Annotated in this window: 14 protein-coding genes; 1 reads left to right on the forward strand and 13 read right to left on the reverse strand. The window is 62.5% G+C overall.

The genetic code is table 11. The features are described from left to right. Positions 1-77: 77 nt before the first annotated feature. The 3 genes from L0V05_RS10390 to L0V05_RS10400 all read right to left on the reverse strand — a co-directional run bounded on the left by L0V05_RS10390 (position 78) and on the right by L0V05_RS10400 (position 3,097). The gene (locus L0V05_RS10390; RefSeq protein WP_234870151.1) at positions 78-857 is read right to left on the reverse strand and encodes an ATP-binding cassette domain-containing protein; all 780 of its coding nucleotides are present in this window, start codon (positions 855-857) and stop codon (positions 78-80) included. Between the two features lie 12 nt (positions 858-869). Beyond that, positions 870-1,931: an ABC transporter permease gene (locus L0V05_RS10395; RefSeq protein WP_234870153.1), complete on the reverse strand. Its 1,062-nt coding sequence runs from the start codon at positions 1,929-1,931 to the stop codon at positions 870-872. Between the two features lie 137 nt (positions 1,932-2,068). Then, positions 2,069-3,097, reverse strand: a complete 1,029-nt coding sequence (locus tag L0V05_RS10400; protein WP_234870154.1) for a sugar ABC transporter substrate-binding protein — start codon at positions 3,095-3,097, stop codon at positions 2,069-2,071. 293 nt (positions 3,098-3,390) lie between these two features. On the opposite strand from L0V05_RS10400, the gene L0V05_RS10405 reads away from it, so the two are divergent. Continuing rightward, complete coding sequence (locus L0V05_RS10405) at positions 3,391-4,515, forward strand: ROK family transcriptional regulator (protein WP_234870599.1); 1,125 nt, start codon at positions 3,391-3,393, stop codon at positions 4,513-4,515. Between the two features lie 26 nt (positions 4,516-4,541). Here L0V05_RS10405 and urtE read toward each other — a convergent pair whose 3' ends face one another. The 10 genes from urtE to L0V05_RS10455 all read right to left on the reverse strand — a co-directional run bounded on the left by urtE (position 4,542) and on the right by L0V05_RS10455 (position 17,434). Then, positions 4,542-5,237, reverse strand: coding sequence for an urea ABC transporter ATP-binding subunit UrtE (gene urtE, locus L0V05_RS10410; RefSeq protein ID WP_234870156.1), 696 nt, complete (start codon positions 5,235-5,237; stop codon positions 4,542-4,544). 3 nt (positions 5,238-5,240) lie between these two features. Continuing rightward, on the reverse strand, positions 5,241-5,981 hold the full coding sequence (gene urtD / locus L0V05_RS10415) for an urea ABC transporter ATP-binding protein UrtD (RefSeq protein WP_234870158.1): 741 nt from the start codon (positions 5,979-5,981) through the stop codon (positions 5,241-5,243). After that, entirely contained in the window at positions 5,978-7,225 is a 1,248-nt protein-coding gene (gene urtC, locus L0V05_RS10420) for an urea ABC transporter permease subunit UrtC (protein ID WP_234870160.1), read from the reverse strand. The genes urtD and urtC overlap by 4 nt, the downstream gene beginning before the upstream one ends. Before the next feature lies 1 nt (position 7,226). Next, positions 7,227-9,182, reverse strand: coding sequence for an urea ABC transporter permease subunit UrtB (gene urtB, locus L0V05_RS10425; RefSeq protein WP_234870162.1), 1,956 nt, complete (start codon positions 9,180-9,182; stop codon positions 7,227-7,229). A 57-nt stretch (positions 9,183-9,239) separates the two neighbouring features. Next, positions 9,240-10,526 carry an urea ABC transporter substrate-binding protein gene (gene urtA / locus L0V05_RS10430; RefSeq protein WP_234870164.1) on the reverse strand — a complete coding sequence of 429 codons (1,287 nt, stop codon included), beginning with the start codon at positions 10,524-10,526 and terminating at the stop codon, positions 9,240-9,242. Between the two features lie 322 nt (positions 10,527-10,848). Continuing rightward, positions 10,849-12,027 carry an OpgC family protein gene (locus L0V05_RS10435; protein WP_234870166.1) on the reverse strand — a complete coding sequence of 393 codons (1,179 nt, stop codon included), beginning with the start codon at positions 12,025-12,027 and terminating at the stop codon, positions 10,849-10,851. Continuing rightward, positions 12,020-13,834, reverse strand: a complete 1,815-nt coding sequence (mdoH, locus tag L0V05_RS10440) for a glucans biosynthesis glucosyltransferase MdoH (protein ID WP_234870168.1) — start codon at positions 13,832-13,834, stop codon at positions 12,020-12,022. The genes L0V05_RS10435 and mdoH overlap by 8 nt, the downstream gene beginning before the upstream one ends. Before the next feature lie 3 nt (positions 13,835-13,837). After that, complete coding sequence (locus L0V05_RS10445; RefSeq protein WP_234870170.1) at positions 13,838-14,038, reverse strand: hypothetical protein; 201 nt, start codon at positions 14,036-14,038, stop codon at positions 13,838-13,840. Next, positions 14,038-15,639, reverse strand: coding sequence for an OpgD/OpgG family glucan biosynthesis protein (locus tag L0V05_RS10450; RefSeq protein ID WP_234870172.1), 1,602 nt, complete (start codon positions 15,637-15,639; stop codon positions 14,038-14,040). Before L0V05_RS10450 ends, L0V05_RS10445 begins: the two co-directional genes overlap by 1 nt. 358 nt (positions 15,640-15,997) lie before the next feature. Then, complete coding sequence (locus L0V05_RS10455) at positions 15,998-17,434, reverse strand: mannitol dehydrogenase family protein (protein WP_234870174.1); 1,437 nt, start codon at positions 17,432-17,434, stop codon at positions 15,998-16,000. Positions 17,435-17,437: the final 3 nt, after the last annotated feature.

The raw sequence follows: 17,437 nt of genomic DNA on the forward strand, positions 1-17,437 counted from the left end.
GATCAAATTGTTCGAATGTGAAAATGGCTCCACAAAGGGGGCCACTCCTTGATCCGGATCAACTGGATGTGCGGTTTTTAGGCTGCGACGGCTTCGCGCGGCGGTTCCTTGGCGCCGGTCATGAAGGCCACGGCATCGGACATCGTGTAGTCCTTGGGATTGATGACGCACAGCCGCCGGCCAAGCCGATGCACATGGATGCGGTCCGCCACTTCGAACACATGCGGCATGTTGTGGCTGATGAGCACGATCGGCAGCCCGCGCCGCTTCACGTCAAGGATCAGTTCCAGCACGCGCCGGCTCTCCTTCACCCCAAGAGCCGCCGTCGGTTCGTCCATGATGACGACCTTGGAGCCGAAAGCGGCAGCCCGTGCCACGGCCACACCTTGGCGCTGGCCGCCGGAAAGGGTTTCCACAGCCTGGCCGATGTTCTGGATGGTCATCAGGCCAAGCTCGGTCAGCTTCTCGCGGGCCCTCTTTTCCATTGCGTTGCGGTCAAGCATTCTGAACCACTGGCCAAGCGGCCCTGGTTTGCGGATCTCGCGCCCCAGGAACATGTTGTCCGAGATGGATAGCGCCGGAGACAAGGCGAGGTTCTGGTAGACGGTCTCGATCCCGGCATTGCGCGCTTCCATCGGATTGGAAAACTGCATCACTTGGCCATCCAGCCGGATTTCGCCCTCATCCGGAGTGACGGCGCCGCAAAGCGCCTTGATGAGCGTGGATTTCCCGGCGCCGTTGTCACCGATGACGGCGAGGATCTCGCCCGGCATCAGATCGAAATCGGCATTGTCGAGGGCAGTTACCCGGCCATAGCGCTTGACGAGGCCACGGGCAGTCAGAACGGGTTGCGTCATTTGAGCCTCCTCTTAGCCCGAAACCTTGCGGATCCACTGGTCGACCGACACGGCGGCGATGATCAGCACACCCGTCAGCAGCACTTTCCATTGCGGATCGGCGTTCATCATGTTCAGACCCATGCTCATGACGCCCACGATAAGCGCCCCGAACAGCGTGCCAAGGATCGAGCCGCGTCCGCCAAAGAGCGAAATCCCCCCAATCACGGCCGCGGTGATGGCCTGCAGGTTGAAGTCGGTGACGACCGTCGAAGGAGAGATTGAGCCGTTGCGGCCGATCGAGACCCATGCGGCAAGACCCGCAATCAGGCCTGCCAGGGTATAGGTCGCGATCAGGACCTTGGAGGTCTGGATGCCGGCCAGCTGCGCGGCATCGGGATCGTCGCCCACGGCGTAGATGTGGCGCCCGAACGCGGTGTAGTTCAGCATGTACCACAGGACGAAATAGAGGGCGATCATCGCCACGACGCCCAGGGTCACGACGGCACCGCCCAGTTTGAACGACATGCCGAAGATGTGCAGCCAAGGCGTTGCAGCGGTCAGGTCGGCCTCGCGCATGGTCTCGTTTGCTGAATAGATCAGCACGATTGCCATGATGATGTTCCAGGTGCCGAGCGTCACGATGAACGGCGGCAGCTTGACCCGCGCGACCAGGAAGCCGTTCAGCAAACCGCATGCGCCTGCCACGATGAAGCCGAGTGCAAGCGCGATTATGGCCCAAAGGCCGTAGCTCACGACGGCATTGCCCATGATGACGAAGGCAAAGACCATGATGACGCCGATCGACAGATCGATTCCAGCTGTCAGCACGACCAGGGTCTGTGCCGCCGCAAGGATGCCGACGACCGCGACCTGCTGCATGATTAGGGTCAGCGTGTATGCGGAAAAGAACCGCTCTCCCCGCGCCAGGCCAAAGAAGACGATAAGCGCGACCAGAACGATCAGCGGAACCATCGCCGGGTTGGAATGCAGGAAATGCTGGAGGCGGTGCAGGAAAGACCGCTTCTCTTCGAAATGCGCGACGTTGGTCGCACTTCCCGATAGGACCTTCTCGAATTCCTGTGGCTGACTCATGGTGCCTCCCCTGTCCCCATGCAGCACCGAACGCGGTGCGCATCTTGAATCAGGGCGGCCCGAAAGCCGCCCTGCTTTCTCCCCTTGCGGGGATCATGCCGGGGGGAAAGCCCCAGCGCAATGATTGAGCTAGTGGATCAGCCCCAGCAGAGCTCGGTGCCCTTGGTGGTGTCGATCGAGGGCACGCCAGCGGCCGGCTTGTCGGTCACTAGGTTCACGCCGGTATCGAAGAACGATTTGCCGGGGGTCGGCTGCGGCTTCTCGCCGGTGTCGGCCCACTTCTTGATCGCTTCGACGCCCAGAGCAGCCATCTGCAGCGGGTACTGCTGCGAGGTCGCGCCGATGACGCCTTCCTTCACCGCCGCAACGCCCGGGCAGCCGCCGTCGACCGACACGATCAGCACGTCGTTCTCCTTGCCGACGGCCTTCAGCGCCTGATAGGCGCCGACGGCGGCCGGCTCGTTGATCGTGTGGATCACGTTGATGTCCGGGTCTTTCTGCAGAAGGTTCTCCATCGCCTTGCGGCCGCCTTCTTCGTTGCCGTTGGTCACGTCGTGGCCGACGATCCGGGGATCATCCTCGTCGCCGATCTTGTTGGCGTCCTTCGGGTCGATCCCGAAGCCGATCATGAAGCCCTGGTCGCGCAGCACGTCCACGGTCGGCTGCGACGGGGTCAGGTCGAGGAAGCCGATCTTGGCGGTCTTTGCGCCTTCGCCCATGGTCGCGGCGGCCCAAGCGCCGATCAGCTTGCCGGCTTCAAGGTTGTCGGTCGCAAAGGTCGCGTCAGCGGCGTCAGCCGGGTCGAGGGGCGTGTCGAGCGCGATCACGACCATACCGGCCGCCTGCGCTTTCTTCACGGCATCGACGATTGCCTTGGTGTCCGAAGCGGCGATCAGGATACCTTTGGCGCCATCGGCGATGCAGGCCTCGATCGCAGCCACCTGGCTGTCATGGTCGCCGTCAACCTTGCCGGCAAAGGTCTTGAGGGTCACGCCCAGTTCGGCGGCTTTCTTTTCTGCGCCTTCCTTCATCTTCACGAAGAAGGGGTTGGTGTCGGTCTTGGTGATAAGGCAAGCCGTCACGTCGGCGGCCGAGGCCGAAGTGGCGGTCATCAGAGCCGCAGTCGCAGCGCCGAGAATGAGTCCGCCAAGGGTGCTTTTGTGCATCACGGTATATCCTCCCGAATGAATGTCACGGCCACCCTTCTCGGCGGTCCGTCGCGCGGCAGCTCCGTAACCCCTGCCGTGCGGCCTTACATGAACCCGATTCCGCCTCGACGTCAAGATAATTAAATCACTCTGAATTATTATTGACAGATCGACTGCAACATCGCCAAATTCAGTCTGGGGGCCCGGTGCAGCACCGGGGCGAGGAGGACGTCGTGACCACCATCCAGGACTTGGCAGCGGACCGGGGCATTCCCGATCCGCCGCTCCTGCGAGGATCGAACCAAAGCGGGATGCGCGCGTATAACGAGCGGCTCGTGCTGTCCCTTGTGCGCCGAGACGGCGCCCTCTCGAAATCCGACATCGCACGTATGACCGGGCTGTCAGCGCAGACCGTCTCGGTTATCATGCGCTCGCTTGAGGCAGATGGCCTGCTCGCCCGCGGCGAGCCGGTTCGCGGCAAGATCGGGCAGCCATCGGTGCCCATGTCGCTTGCGGCTGATGGCGCCTATTTCTTTGGCCTCAAGATCGGACGGCGTTCCGTCGATCTCGTTCTGATCGACCTCCTTGGTGAGCCAGTCGCGTTGCGCCGCCAAACCTATCGCTATCCGTCGCCTGATGCGGTGGTCGAATTCGTCTCAAAGAACCTGCCGGCCCTGACTGAAACGCTGTCCGCCGAACAAAGGCAGCGTATTGGAGGGCTGGGTGTCGCGATGCCGTTTCAGCTATGGAGTTGGGCGCAGCATATCGACTCGCCGCCCGGCGCCCTCGATCTCTGGCAGGATTTCGACATCGCCACGGAGCTGTCGGCGTTGTGCGAGATGCCGGTCTATGTGCAGAACGATGCCACTGCCGCCTGCGGGGCCGAGCTTGTTTTCGGAACGGGCGACCGACCGCAGGACTTTCTCTATTTCTATATCGGGTTTTTCATCGGCGGCGGGCTTGTGCTCAACGGAAAGCTGTTCCCCGGACGCACCGGAAACGCCGCAGCCGTGGGGCCCCTTCCCGTTCCGGGACCGGACGGCAGGATGCGTCGCTTGATGACGATTGCCTCATTGTCAACGTTGGCGGACGGGCTTCAGGAGGCCGGCGTCAACCCGGACCAACTCTGGGAAATGCCGGGGCCTTGGACCATACCTGCCTACGTGCTCGACCGCTGGATCGCGGGCGCGGCTGAGGGCCTGGCCAGCGCCACGCTAAGCGCTGCGACTCTGATCGAGATCGATACGGTGATGATCGATGGATGGATGCCATCCGACATCCGTGATCGGCTTGTCGAAGCGACAAATGCCGCTTTCCTCGGGCTAGATCTGGCAGGTGTTACGTTGCCGGTGATCCGCGCCGGCACGGTCGGCCCCCGGGCGCGTGAGCTTGGCGGTGCCGCGATTCCGCTTTCGCAGCGCTTCCTGGTTGACTAGTCCGCCCTGCCCAGGTGCCGAGCCGGTCAAACCGAGACAGCAGCCCGCAAGTCAGCTTCAGAGAGCTCCGACTTTGTGCCCTGCATCGAGACGGCGCCGCGCTTCAGCACGTAGAACCGGTCGGCCAGACCATAGGCGAAGTCGAAGTATTGCTCGACGAGGATGATCGCCATGTCCCCCTTCGAACGGAGATAGTCGATCACCCGGCCGATCTGCTGGATGATGTTGGGCTGAATCCCCTCGGTCGGCTCGTCCAGCAACAGCAGTTTGGGACGCATGATCATCGCGCGCCCGATGGCAAGCTGCTGCTGCTGGCCACCTGACAGGTCGCCGCCGCGACGGTTCGTCATGTCCTTGAGGACCGGGAACAGCTCGTAGATCTCGTCCGGGATGCGGTGCTCGGATTTCGGAAGCACGGCAAAGCCGGTTTCCAGGTTTTCCTTCACCGTCAGAAGCGGAAAGATCATGCGACCCTGCGGGACATAGCCCACGCCACGCCGCGCCATTGCCTGCGGCGGCACCCGGCCCACCTGTTCGCCGTCCAGTTCCAGCATCCCGCCCGACCGAGGATGCGTTCCCGAGATTGCCTTGAGCAGGCTCGTCTTGCCGACCCCGTTGGTGCCGACAAGGCAAGTCACCTGTCCCTGCAGTGCCTCCATGCTGATCCCGTTCAGGATCTGCGAGCCGCCGTAGTGGAGGGTGAGATTCTCGACCTTCAGCATCTTTCAGCGCCCCAGATAAACTTCGATGACCTCGGGATTCTGCGTCACGAAATCAAGCGAGCCTTCGGCCAGCACCGCCCCCTCATGCAGGACCGTCACACGGCAATCGAGGCGGCGGACGAATTCCATGTCGTGCTCGACCACCACCACCGCCCGGGTCTTGGCCGCCTCGCGCAAGAGCGTCGTCGTATGCTCGCGCTCGGCGAGCGTCATGCCCGCCGCCGGTTCGTCGACCAGCAGCAGCTTCGGCTCCTGCGCCAGGAGCATCCCGATTTCCAGCCATTGCTTCTGACCGTGGCTCAACTCCCCCGACTTGCGGTCGAGCTGATCGGCGAGGCCGATTTCACCGGCCAGTTCCTCGACCCGCTCACGGTCTGCCGCCGACGGGCGGAAGAACAGCACTGGCACCGGGCCGCGCGGGCGCTTGACTGCCATCATCAGGTTCTCACGCACCAACTGGTCCTCGAAGACGGTCGGGCGCTGGAACTTGCGTCCAATGCCAACCTGGGCAATCTGGCTTTCGGACAGCTTCAGCAGGGAAATCGCCCGCTCTCCCCAGACGACCCGTCCGGTATCCGGTTTGGTTTTGCCGGTGACGATGTCCATGAAGGTGGTTTTTCCCGCACCGTTCGGCCCGATGATCGCCCGCATCTCCTGCGGTCCGATCGTGAAGGACAGGTTGTTGATGGCGCGGAAGCCATCGAAGGTGACAGAGACGCCTGAAACCTCGAGAAGCGAGTTCATTCCACCGCCTCCTTCTCGCGCAGCGCACCATCATCGGGGCCGAGCGGTTCGCCCTTGCGGTCTGGGCTTTTCACCCCTTCGAACCAGTCGAAGAGGCCGCCGATTCCCTTGGGCGCCACGATCGTCACGATGACGAAGGCAATCCCGAGCATCACCTGCCACCAGTCGACCCACTGGATGGTGTAGAAGCCAAGGTTGACGTCCGGCACGCGCCCGCCGGTAAAGACGCTGGAGACAAGACTGACGAAGGCGGCGCCGATCACCGCGCCGTAAAGCCGCCCCCTGCCCCCGATCGCCACCCAGACTGCGAGATAGACCGAGGCAATCGGCGCCATCTCGGCCGGGTTTATGATGCCGGCCTGAGGATAGTAGAGCGCCCCGGCCAGACCGGCGAGCACCGCCGTCAGGGTGAAGACAAAGAGCTTAAACCCCTCGACCGGGTAACCAAGGAACCGCACCCGAGCCTCGTCATCCCGGATGCCGCGCAGGACAGAGCCGAACTTGCCCGAGACGATCCAGAAGCAGAGCAGGTAGGCCAGGCCAAGCGCCGCTGCTGACGCCCAGAAGAACCAGATCGAGACGTAGCTTTGCGGGATGGCATCGGCGCCCGGCAGGTTCTGCAGGCCCGAGAGGCCGTTGTTGCCGCGCAACCCGCTGTCGTTCTGGAACAGCCAAAGTGCCAGAGCCAGCGTCATCGCCTGCGTCAGGATCGACAGGTAAACCCCCGTCACTCGGCTGCGGAAGGCAAGCCAGCCGAAGACCAGTGCCAGAAGGCCGGGCACAAGGACCACAAGCGCGAGCTGCGCCCAGAAGCTCGAAGCGAAATACCAGATCGTCGGAAAGGTATTGCCGCCGACCACGCCGAAGATCTGCACTGCGACCGCATCGCGGATTTCCTCGGGCGTCGGGGGCAGCGCGCCATTGGCGAGAGAGGCCACGACGATGTCGCGGGTCCGCGCATACATCAGCCACATGCCGATCATGTAGCCACCGAGCCCGAAGAAGGCGAAATGGCCAAGGCTCAGAATGCCAGTGTAGCCCCAGACCAGATCCATCGCGAGCGCGATCAGGCATAGGCACAGCGTCTTGCCAAGCGTCTTGACGAAGGAGGCCGAGATGATACCGGGGCCATAGGCCTCGGACATCAGGGTAACGGCAAGGGTGAACAGCGCCAGCACCCCGAGGAAGATCAGGAGCGAGGGATGCTTGCGTAGAAGCGGCATGCGGGTCGATGCGGCAGCCATGTCAATCTCCCGCCGCGCGGCCCTTGAGGGCGATGATGCCCCGCGGCCGGAACTGGATGAAGATGATGATGAAGATGATCATGTAGGTCTGGGCCGCCAGCGTGTTCGACGGGTTCAGCCATTCGATCCCCTTTTGCAGGAAGCCGATCAGCATCGCTCCAAGCAGCGTGCCCCAGATATTGCCCACACCGCCGACAACCACCGTCATGAAGCTTTGCACGATATAGTCCTGGCCAAGCTCGGACGTGACCTTGGCGAAAAGTCCGATCGCGACGCCGGCAATCCCGGCAATGCCGGAGCCGAGCGCAAAGGTCATCATGTTGATGCGTTCGGGGTTGATGCCCATGCTGGCGGCCATCTTCGGGTTCTGGGTGACGGCTCGTACCTCGAGGCCAAGGCGCGTGCGCTTCATGATGAACAGGAAGACGCCCAGGAAGATCAGTGCGAGCACGAAGATCGCGATGCGGATGTAGCTGATCGAGACGATGTCGTTGAACGTCAGCGCGCCCCCCAGCCAGTCGGGCGAGGTCAGCGGCCGCGCCTGGGTGCCGAAGATGTTCTTGGCGAGCTGCTGCAGCGCGATTGACACGCCGAAGGTGGCGAGCAAGGTTTCCAGCGGCCGGTGATAGAGGCGACGGATCACCAACCGCTCCATCGCGATGCCCGCAAGGGCGCCTACGACGAAGGCTGCCGGAAGTGCCACGAGGATCGATATCGTATAGTCCGCGATGTATTGCTGGACGACATAGCCCGTATAGGCGCCCATCATGATGAACTCGCCATGGGCCATGTTGATGACCCGCATGACCCCGAAGGTGATGGCAAGGCCGATAGCGGCCAGGAAATAGATCGAGGCGAGCGACAGCGCGTCGAGTGCGAGGTCGATGAACTGGTTCAGTGCCAGCCTCAGTTCCACCGAACGCAGGGTGACAAGTGCGGCATCCGTCACCGCAGGCGACGGCTCGGCATATGTCTCGTAAAAGACCGCCGAAGACATGGCCGCAGCGACATCGGCATCGGATGCAGCGGGCGGGACGGCCCCAGCCACTTCGAGCGCCTCGTATGCGGCACTGCGGTTGGCCTCGGAGTCAAGATCGGCAACGGCAACGCCTCCGACCTGGCCATCAACGATGTTGGCAACCAGAGCCTTGGCGCGTTCGGCGGGGGTTATGACCGGCGGAAGGATGCCCGCGCTGACGAGAAGCGCCTTCGCCTCGTCTTCCGACAAGGCGGAAGAGCCGGGGGTGAGCATCTGCGCGACGTTCGCCCCTTGCGGCACGGCCGGACCGGCGGCCCGGGTGGTGGCGACGATTGGGTTCAGGGCGGCGCGCAGATCGACGCCGATATCACCCGAAAAGCTCTTGATGGCGGAAACCCGAGCGGCCTCGTCGGGATCGAAGCGCAGCGTCAGCAGCCGCTCGAGACGCTCCTTCTGCGCCTTGAGAACCGGATCGGCCTCGCCCGCGATGGAGGCACGCAACGGCGCCAGTTGATCGGTCGAAGGATCGCGCGCAATCGAGGCCAGCGCCTTTTCCCGCGTCGCCCGGTCGGGTGAGCTCAACTGGAACTGCACCATGGCCGAAGCGATGACCGACTTGATGCCGGAATTGGGCCGCAGCTGATCGAAATCGGCCTTGGGTGCGGTGCCGATGGGCTGGCCGCTGTCGACGTCGGTCAGCGCAAGATCGTTGCCGGAGGTCTCGGCGATGGCGAAGAAGCCGTCGGTCTTGCGGACCCAGAGGGACCGATCCGACCAGGCCTGCAGCACGGTTTCCGCCCCAGGAAGGCCGCTACCAGCCAGCGCGGCAATGGCCGGGCCGACCGTCGTGCGGGAGCTCTTCTGGATTGGCTCACGATAGGTCTGGAGAATGGTCTGCAGGGGGCCAGGAGCGTCCTGCGCGAGGGCCATGGTGGCCAGCGTCAGAACGGCCGCGAGTGCCGCAAGGAGGGAACGCATCATGTCCGCCTTGGATGGGGAATGCGGGCGGGGGTCAGACCCCCGCCCAGGCTGCGATCAGTAGTTCGACTTGAGCTGCACGCAGGTCTTGGTCTGCGTGTTGTACATGCCGCAGTTTAGCGAGACCCAGTCGGACTCGAGCACCGCCGATTCCGGCAGGAAGTCGGTCCAGGCATCGCCAGGCACCGGTTCGGTCTGGCTGATGATGTCGAACTGGCCATCTTCCTTGATCTCGCCGATCAGGACCGGCTTGGTCAGGTGATGGTTCGGCAGCATCTTGGCGGTAGTGCCGGTCAGGTTCGGGAATTCCTGCCCGATCATCGCTTCCGAGACCTTGTCCACGTCGGTGGTGCCGGCCTTCTCGACCGCGTTCACCCACATGTTGAAGCCGATATAGGTAGCTTCCATCGGGTCGTTGGTCGTGCGCTTCGGATTGCCGGTGAAGGCGTGCCACTGTTCGATGAACGCCTTGTTTTCCGGAGTGTCGGCGCTTTGGAAGTAGTTCCAGGCGGCGAGTTGGCCGACGAGGTTCTTCAGATCGCCTGCGCCAAGGCCGGACAATTCTTCTTCGCCCACGGAGAAGGCGACGACCGGGATCTGCTCAGCGGTAATGCCGGACGCTGCGAGTTCCTTGTAGAAGCCGATGTTCGCGTCGCCATTGATGGTCGAGATCACGCCGACCTTCTTACCGTCGGCGCCGAGCGCCTTCACATCGGACACGATCTTGGCCCAGTCCGACTGCCCGAAGGGCGTGTAGTTCACGAAGATATCGCTCTCCGGGATGCCCTTGGACTTCAGGTAGGCGGTGAGGATGTTGTTCGTCGTGCGCGGATAGACGTAGTCAGTGCCGAGCAGCGCGAATTTCTGCACGCCAAGCTCGTTCAGGAAGTAATCCACCGCAGGGATCGCCTGCTGGTTCGGCGCGGCGCCAGTGTAGAAGACGTTCTTCGACGATTCCTCGCCCTCATACTGCACGGGATAGAACAGCAGGCCGTTCAGTTCCTCGATGACCGGCAGGACCGACTTTCGCGAAACCGAAGTCCAGCAGCCGAAGATCACATCGACATCATCCACGGTGATGAGTTCGCGCGCCTTCTCGGCGAAGAGTGGCCAGTCGGAGGCCGGGTCGACCACGACTGCCTCGAGCTTCTTGCCCAGAAGCCCGCCCTTCTTGTTCTGCTCTTCGACCAGCATCAGGACGGTGTCCTTCAGCGTGGTCTCGGAGATGGCCATCGTGCCAGAGAGCGAGTGCAGGACGCCGATCTTGATCGTATCCTCCTCCGCCATTGCGACGCTCGACATCAGTGACGCCGCCACCGTCGCTCCGGTGATCAGTCTCGTCATGTAGCTCATCTTCAGGGAAACCCTTCTTGGGCTGCGGCATGGCGCGCATCGGCTTGAAGGCGGCTGGAAAACCCGACGCCCAACGCCTATCTTGGCCCCGCAGCATGTTGTTGCACCCCGTGCGGCGGTGACGGACCGCCAAGTACGATCGCCGCCGCACACCCTTGTCACGAACCGGTGAGACCGGGCCGCCCGGCCAATTGAGCGAATTCCGAGCCGTGGGGGAAAGAATTCTGGAGCTGCGGCATAAGCAGCCGGATCAGGTCAGGCTAACTGCACAAAATGCAGGCCAACAAGGTCGGTAACGCCTAATTCGTAACCTTCATCTGGCCGTCACCGTCGGAATCTGATTCCGATGCGCCGCTTTTCTGGTGGACTGGCGGTGCCTTTCGCGTGCCCAGGCGAGCGCAAGCTGGATCAGCAATCCGGCAAAAATGATCGCCGAATCCAGCGCGAAGCCGCCGTTTACCACCTCCTTGATTGACTGTCCTGTCAGCGCAAGAAGGCTGCCACAGGCAAAAACCGGCAGCGAATGGCGGCCCAGAAGGGCAAGCGGAGCGGCGAAACGCGATGCTGCTGCCGTGCGGACCCAGCCGAGTGTAGAAAGCAGATAGCCGAGAGCCAGGATATGAAGTAGCCGGGGCCAGGTTTCGTGCATCTTGTCGATGGTGGTGATGAATCTCGGCCAGCCATCCTGCAACGCCTGCCAAAGCCAGGTGTTGAAGGCATCGCCCAACAGGTGAATCTGCGCCAGGAGAGCACTGATCAGAAGGTATATCCCGGAAATCCACTGCAGGTCGCGGCGGATCGGCACAAGGCGCCGTCCCTGCTTCAGTTCGACGCCCGTGACGATGCCAAAGATGAAGACGATCTGCCAGGTCAGCGGATTGAAGAACCAACCGCCGGGCTTGGGATACGAGGGAAAGTTCCAACCACTGAAACCGGCGACGACCCACAACAGGATCGAGAAGGCCAAGAGCGCCCAAGGTTTCCGCAATGCGACCCAGAGCATGAGGGGCGCGCAGAACATCAGGACCGCATAGAGCGGCAGGATATTGATGTATCCCAACTGCAGAGTCATCAGCGGCAAGCCGATCAGAAAGGCCAGAGGCGACTCGAACAGGAAGTTGATCTCATTGAGGAAGAGCCGGTTGACCGCTCCGAAGTGCAAGGCTGCTGTCGCGGCAATCGCCAGCGCCCAGACCGAGATCATCAGATGGACAAGATAGAGGGTCCAGACACGCCCCCAAACGCGTGAGAGGCCCGGCCAATAAGGCGGCGCGCGGAAAGACATGCCGTAGGCCAGGCCGGCCGATACACCGGACATCAGGACAAAGCCTTCGGCCGCGTCGGAAAACCCGAAGTTTCGGCTGGTGAAGTTCTCGTAAATGGTTCCGGGCACGTGGTTGATGAAGATCATCACCAGCGCAAGGCCGCGAAACACGTCGAGGCGTGGGTCCCGCTCTGACCGCGCGGCCCGAGGCAGCGGCTGATCAGGCATGAACGGTCGGCGTGGCTCCGTCCGGGCGTGTTGCAGTCTCGGTCATTGTCTCGTCCTCCCCGAGCCAGGCCCGCACACAGGTGTCGTGCAGTCCGATGACTGGCGAAGGCGCAATCTCGGACGGCACGGTCATGAGCCCGGACCGGCTGTCCTGCGACGACCAAGAAATCACCAGAGGTGCCAGGATCATCGGCAGGGTTACCGGCAGCAGCCATAGGACAAGACCGGGCGCAAGGAAATAGACTACCGAAAGTCCAACCAGACCGTTCAGGGATATCCAGCGGGATGCAGCCCATGCCTCGCCCACCGTCAGCCTGCCATCGCCACGATTGTTGGTCGGCCATCCGCCATCACGTCCGAAGATGACCTGAAACACAGACCGCGTCTGATACATCAGCAACACCGGCGCAATGATCGAGGACAGAAGCAGTTCAACTATGGTCGAGACCAAGGCCCGCAGGCCTCCGCCAAAACTGCGTGCGCGTCCCGTGGCCATGGCATCGAGCGCGATCAGAAGCTTCGGCAGCAGGAGAAGGCCGAAGATGCCGACGGCCAGGCCGATGGCCTTGGCAGATTCCGAAACGGGGAAGACAGGGAAAGGCCAACCTGCCTCGGGGAAGTAGTTCGGCGGAGGCGCGAATTCCTGGGCGAGGACGCTTGCCAGGATGAAGGCTAGCCAGAAGAGTGGCGCGATGTAGGCCAGCACACCCTGCACAAAGACCCACCGGCTCCAGAATTTCAGGCCGGGCGCGGCAATCAGGCGGCTGTGCTGGAGGTTGCCCTGGCACCAGCGGCGGTCGCGCTTTGCGTGATCGACGATGTTCTCGGGCCCTTCCTCGAAAGAGCCGTCCAGATCGTCGTCAAGCCGCACGGTCCATCCCGCCCGGGCGAGCAGTGCCGCTTCAACATAGTCATGGCTCAGGATGTGGCCGCCGAAGGGGGGCTTGCCCTTCAATTCGGGCAGACCGCAGCTCGCGGCGAAAGCACGCACACGGACAATGGCATTGTGCCCCCAGAAGGGGCCCGTGCGGCCCTGCATCATCGCAAGGCCACGGGCGAAGATCGGAGAAAAGAAACTCGCCGAGAACTGCATGGCCCGGCCGAACCGCGACCTGGCGCGAATGACCCGCGGCAGCGTCTGCAACAGCCCGAGATCGGGTGCCGCCTCCATCCTCCGGATCATCTCGAGGATGGTCTCGCCTTCCATCAGGCTATCGGCATCAAGGATCACCGCATAGTCGTAAGCTCCGCCCGACCACGTGAAGAAATCCTCGATATTGCCAGCCTTGCGCCCGGTATTCTTCTCGCGGCGCCGATAGAAGATCCGCCCTTGGCCATCGCGATCGCGCACAAGCCGCAGGAACCAGAGCGCCTCGCGCGCTGCAATTTCTTCGTTGCGGGTGTCGGAGAGGATGGCGAAATGAACGGTCGCATCGGTTCCCGTCGCGGCAATCGACTGGTCCATTGCGGCCACACGCGCAAAGGTGATGACCGGATCCTCGTTGTAGACAGGAACGAGGATCGCCGTACGTCCGTTGATCGGCTTATGCGGGACATCCGGCGCTTCCGGTCGGGTCGTCAGGCCCAGCAGGCCCTGTGCGGCCCCCCAGGCCAGCCAGAAGGTGGAAAGACCGATAAGTACGGACCGGACGATATCCCAACCATCAAGACCGTCGGCCTGTCCGAACTGCAGGAACAGCATGAAGCCGGTCGCAGCGGCGGCAAGGCTAAGCGCAAAGACCGACAGGCGCGCGGTTAGAACGGCTGCCCCGTTGTGGGCACCGTCACTTCGCCCGTCTGGTTGCATCTATCAGCGCTCACCCCGTTGCGCGCCGCTTGTCGTTTCGGCGCGACCCGATCCTAGCATAAGTCGCGTCATCGCAAGCCCCAGCTTTCGCGAGGGAGCCTCCAGCATCTGCTTGGGCATGGCCAGAGGAGCTTGGGGCAGAGCGCCGATGCGGCCCGCCAGTTCCACGAATTCACGATCCATCATGCCCTCGGACGATTGCATCACGCCACCACCCATTGATAAAGCCAGAGTTCAGTCAGTTTCCGCCCGAAACCCGCGACATGCGCCGAGAGTTCCACCGTTGCTCCAGGCTGGGCCGACACATCGACCACGAGCCTCCAGATATCTTCGCGACCCGAGATATGCTGCAAAGTCTGCTGCACAATCTCGCCTCCCGTGATCGTGACCACAGGCTCTACAGCAGCATCGCCCGGCAGATTGCCAAGCAAGCCACCCTTGAAATCGACCACGAACTTTCTCGTGCCGTCGCTGGCGTCGCTTCCCGCGACCCCACCCTTGCCGGCCCGAGTTTCGTATACGTAGGCCAGAGTCTCGTTGCTATCATGCGGCAGGTCACCCCACCGCAGCCGGTAGGCATACTCCCGCGAATCCCCGGCCTTGATATGGCCATCCGGCACCCAAAACGCAACGATGTTATCGTTAGCCTCGGATTCTGTCGGAATTTCGAACAATCGCACGAAACCCGACCCCCAGTCGCCCACCGGCTCGACGTTAAGAGACGGGCGCCGGTGATAAGCAGTTCCTGGATCCTGATAGTTTTCGAAGTTGCGGTCGCGCTGGAAAAGGCCGAAGGCGCGCGGATTGGTTTCCTGGAAATAGGACCCCGACAGACGCGGCGGATTATTGAGCGGCCGCCAGATCGTGTCGCCGTCTGACCCGACGATCCGCAATCCGTCGCTGTCATGGACGTTCGGGCGGAAGTCGTCGAACTGATGCCGGTTCTTTTCCGAGAACAGGAACATCGAGGTCAGCGGTGCCACGCCCAACTGCTGCACGTCCTGCCGGAAGAACAGCCGCGCCGTGACGTCCATCACCGTTTCGGCGCCAGGGGCAACGACAAAACGATAGGCACCGGTCACGCTCGGGCTTTCAAGCGCAGCGTAGATCGTGATCGTCTGCCGCGAGTCGACGGGCTTTTCGATGTAGAAACGTGAGAAGCGCGGGAACTCCTCAGCGGTGTCGAGGCCGGAATTGATCGCCAGTCCACGCGCGGAGATACCGTAGGCATTGCCGCGGCCAAGCGCGCGGAAATAGCTGGCACCGAGAAATGCCACGACCTCGTCCCATACGTCGGGCCGGTTCAGCGGCGTGTGCAGGCGAAACCCGGCCACTCCCGGCAACTGCGGGTTCGGCGGCAGGCGGGTGGCAAGATCGTTCAGGAATTGGAAATCATCGGTTGCGACGACAATGGGTGTCGCCTGATCGCCGGTGACCTCGTAAAGCTGGACCGGGTCCTTGAACAGCCAACCCATCGGCAGCGCATGCAGGCGGAAGAAGCTGCCGTCTTCCTGCCACCGCGCCCGCTCGGGACGAAAGCTGATCAAGCGGTAGTCGTCGTAGCTCAGCTCGTCGAATGCCGTTTCCTTGCGCTCGGGCGCGGCATAGGCCTGAGATGCGAGCGCCCGCATCTCCTCCGTCAACTGGTCAAAGCTGAATTTCTGCGCCGCGGCATTCGCCGAGGCCTCTTGCGCCCCTGCCCGGAGGGGCCAGCCCATGCCTGCCAGCGCCACTGCCGTCATCGAGACGGCAGCCAGAACGTCACGACGACGGACGTGCGGCGAAAATTGGAAAGCAGGAGGCATGGTCTCTGTTGTTTTCAGCAGCTTCGGGCGGGTAAATGACATTTCCGGGTCAAGCTATCCAGCAAAAGACCCTTGTGTTTGGCGCATTGCTGCCATGCATCCAATGCAATCTCCTTGCAAATGCGTGCCACGAACATCGCCACATCACAATTGCAGCGTGCGATAGCAACATTCTGCAAGTGCAGCCTAGAGGAGCAGTAACATTCTGCTTCCATCCGGAAAAGCTGCCGGACCGCTCTGCCTTAAAATTGGGCAGGTTCCTGCCCAAGAGAGGGGGCATTGCCGGGCAATAGACGCGAAAACGGGCAGAAAAACGAATCAGAGGCGCTGCATTATGCACTTCCGCGTCACCGGGCGGTCACCTGCGCAGGTAGTCCTCCAGCACGGACCGTGTACCTCGCGACCAGAGAGCGTTCAGCCATTTGGTGAAGCTCGACCGAACCCGGGGATCGCGCCCGATCTCGCCATAGATATCATCCATTGCCAGCCAGCGAGACGGGTCGTCTTTCGCCGATTGCGCAACAATCGTCAGCCGGTCCCAGTTGGGATCGTTTGGCGCAGTGACAGCGCCGCTGTCGGTCGTGCCCGCGCAATAGCGGCACCAGAGCGCACATTCGAGGATGAGACCCTCGGGCACCCGACCTGACGCCAGATTGTCACGCAGGGACGGAAGGATGAACTTCGGCTGCCGGTTCGAACCATCCAGGCAAAGCCGGCGGACCGTGTCGGCGATTTCGGGATTGGCGAAGCGGCTTTCGATCAACCGGAGATAACTGCCAAGGTCAGTGTTTGGCACGGGCGCCACAAACGGGACGATATCATCGCGTTCGACCTTCGAAAGGAAAGCCGCGATCTGCGGATCCGCCATCGCCTCGTGCACCAGTTCGATGTCCAAAAGGCCGCCGGGATAGGCGATGATGGCGTGCCCGCCGTTCAGGATGCGGATCTTCATCGCCTCATAGGCATGGACGTGATCGGTGAAGGTCACGCCAACCTCTTCAAGCGCCGGGCGACCGGCGGTGAAATGATCTTCGAGCACCCATTGGCGGAAAGGTTCGCAAGTCACCGGGACGGGGTCGTCTAGGCCGAACTCGGCTGCCAGTGCGCGCTCGCGTGGGCCTGTCGCCGGGGTGATGCGGTCGACCATGCCATTGGGGAAAGCCACATTGCCCCGCACCCATTCAGCAAACGCGGTATCGGAAAGCTCCGCGAGGCCCGTGACCGCATCGCGGGTGACATGACCATTGCCCGGCAGGTTGTCGCAGGACATGACGGTAAAGGGTTGCACACCGGCCAACCATCTCGCCTTGAGCGCAGCCAGGATCGCGCCGAACGCGGTTACCGGCCGACCGGGCTGACGGGAGTCCGCCAAGATGTCGGCGGCCGCGGGGTCGAAGCGACCGGTCGCCGGATCGACGAAGTATCCCCCCTCGGTCACAGTCAGCGAAACGATACGGACGGCGGGATCGGACATGGCGGCGATCAGCGGGGCATTGTCGGGCGCAACTTCGGCAAAGTCGATCATTGCACCGATGCGGCGCGCCTTATGCCCCGCCGGATCGAGCTCGATGACTGTCGAAAGGTAGTCCTGCGCTCGAAGCTGTTCGCGCATGCGCGCGTCGCCGTCCCGAACCCCGGCGCCGACAATGGCCCAGTCGTGATCGTGCCCCTTGGCGAAAAGGTCGTCCAGATAGACGGCCTGGTGCGCACGGTGGAAGTTGCCAAGGCCGATATGGACGATGCCGCGGCTCAGGCGGCTGCGGTCATAGGCGGGAAGGGAAATGGAACGCGGCATGGC

Source organism: Alitabrizicola rongguiensis (assembly GCF_021491355.1).
Classification (GTDB): domain Bacteria; phylum Pseudomonadota; class Alphaproteobacteria; order Rhodobacterales; family Rhodobacteraceae; genus Aliitabrizicola; species Aliitabrizicola rongguiensis.

Bases quoted from the DNA above. Each gene is read 5' to 3' on its own strand.
- L0V05_RS10390 (WP_234870151.1), bottom strand. From the start codon at position 857: ATGACGCAACCCGTTCTGACTGCCCGTGGCCTCGTCAAGCGCTATGGC.
- L0V05_RS10395 (WP_234870153.1), bottom strand. From the start codon at position 1,931: ATGAGTCAGCCACAGGAATTCGAGAAGGTCCTATCGGGAAGTGCGACC.
- L0V05_RS10400 (WP_234870154.1), bottom strand. From the start codon at position 3,097: ATGCACAAAAGCACCCTTGGCGGACTCATTCTCGGCGCTGCGACTGCG.
- L0V05_RS10405 (WP_234870599.1), top strand. From the start codon at position 3,391: ATGCGCGCGTATAACGAGCGGCTCGTGCTGTCCCTTGTGCGCCGAGAC.
- urtE (WP_234870156.1), bottom strand. From the start codon at position 5,237: ATGCTGAAGGTCGAGAATCTCACCCTCCACTACGGCGGCTCGCAGATC.
- urtD (WP_234870158.1), bottom strand. From the start codon at position 5,981: ATGAACTCGCTTCTCGAGGTTTCAGGCGTCTCTGTCACCTTCGATGGC.
- urtC (WP_234870160.1), bottom strand. From the start codon at position 7,225: ATGGCTGCCGCATCGACCCGCATGCCGCTTCTACGCAAGCATCCCTCG.
- urtB (WP_234870162.1), bottom strand. From the start codon at position 9,182: ATGCGTTCCCTCCTTGCGGCACTCGCGGCCGTTCTGACGCTGGCCACC.
- urtA (WP_234870164.1), bottom strand. From the start codon at position 10,526: ATGACGAGACTGATCACCGGAGCGACGGTGGCGGCGTCACTGATGTCG.
- L0V05_RS10435 (WP_234870166.1), bottom strand. From the start codon at position 12,027: ATGCCTGATCAGCCGCTGCCTCGGGCCGCGCGGTCAGAGCGGGACCCA.
- mdoH (WP_234870168.1), bottom strand. From the start codon at position 13,834: ATGCAACCAGACGGGCGAAGTGACGGTGCCCACAACGGGGCAGCCGTT.
- L0V05_RS10445 (WP_234870170.1), bottom strand. From the start codon at position 14,038: ATGCAATCGTCCGAGGGCATGATGGATCGTGAATTCGTGGAACTGGCG.
- L0V05_RS10450 (WP_234870172.1), bottom strand. From the start codon at position 15,639: ATGCCTCCTGCTTTCCAATTTTCGCCGCACGTCCGTCGTCGTGACGTT.
- L0V05_RS10455 (WP_234870174.1), bottom strand. From the start codon at position 17,434: ATGCCGCGTTCCATTTCCCTTCCCGCCTATGACCGCAGCCGCCTGAGC.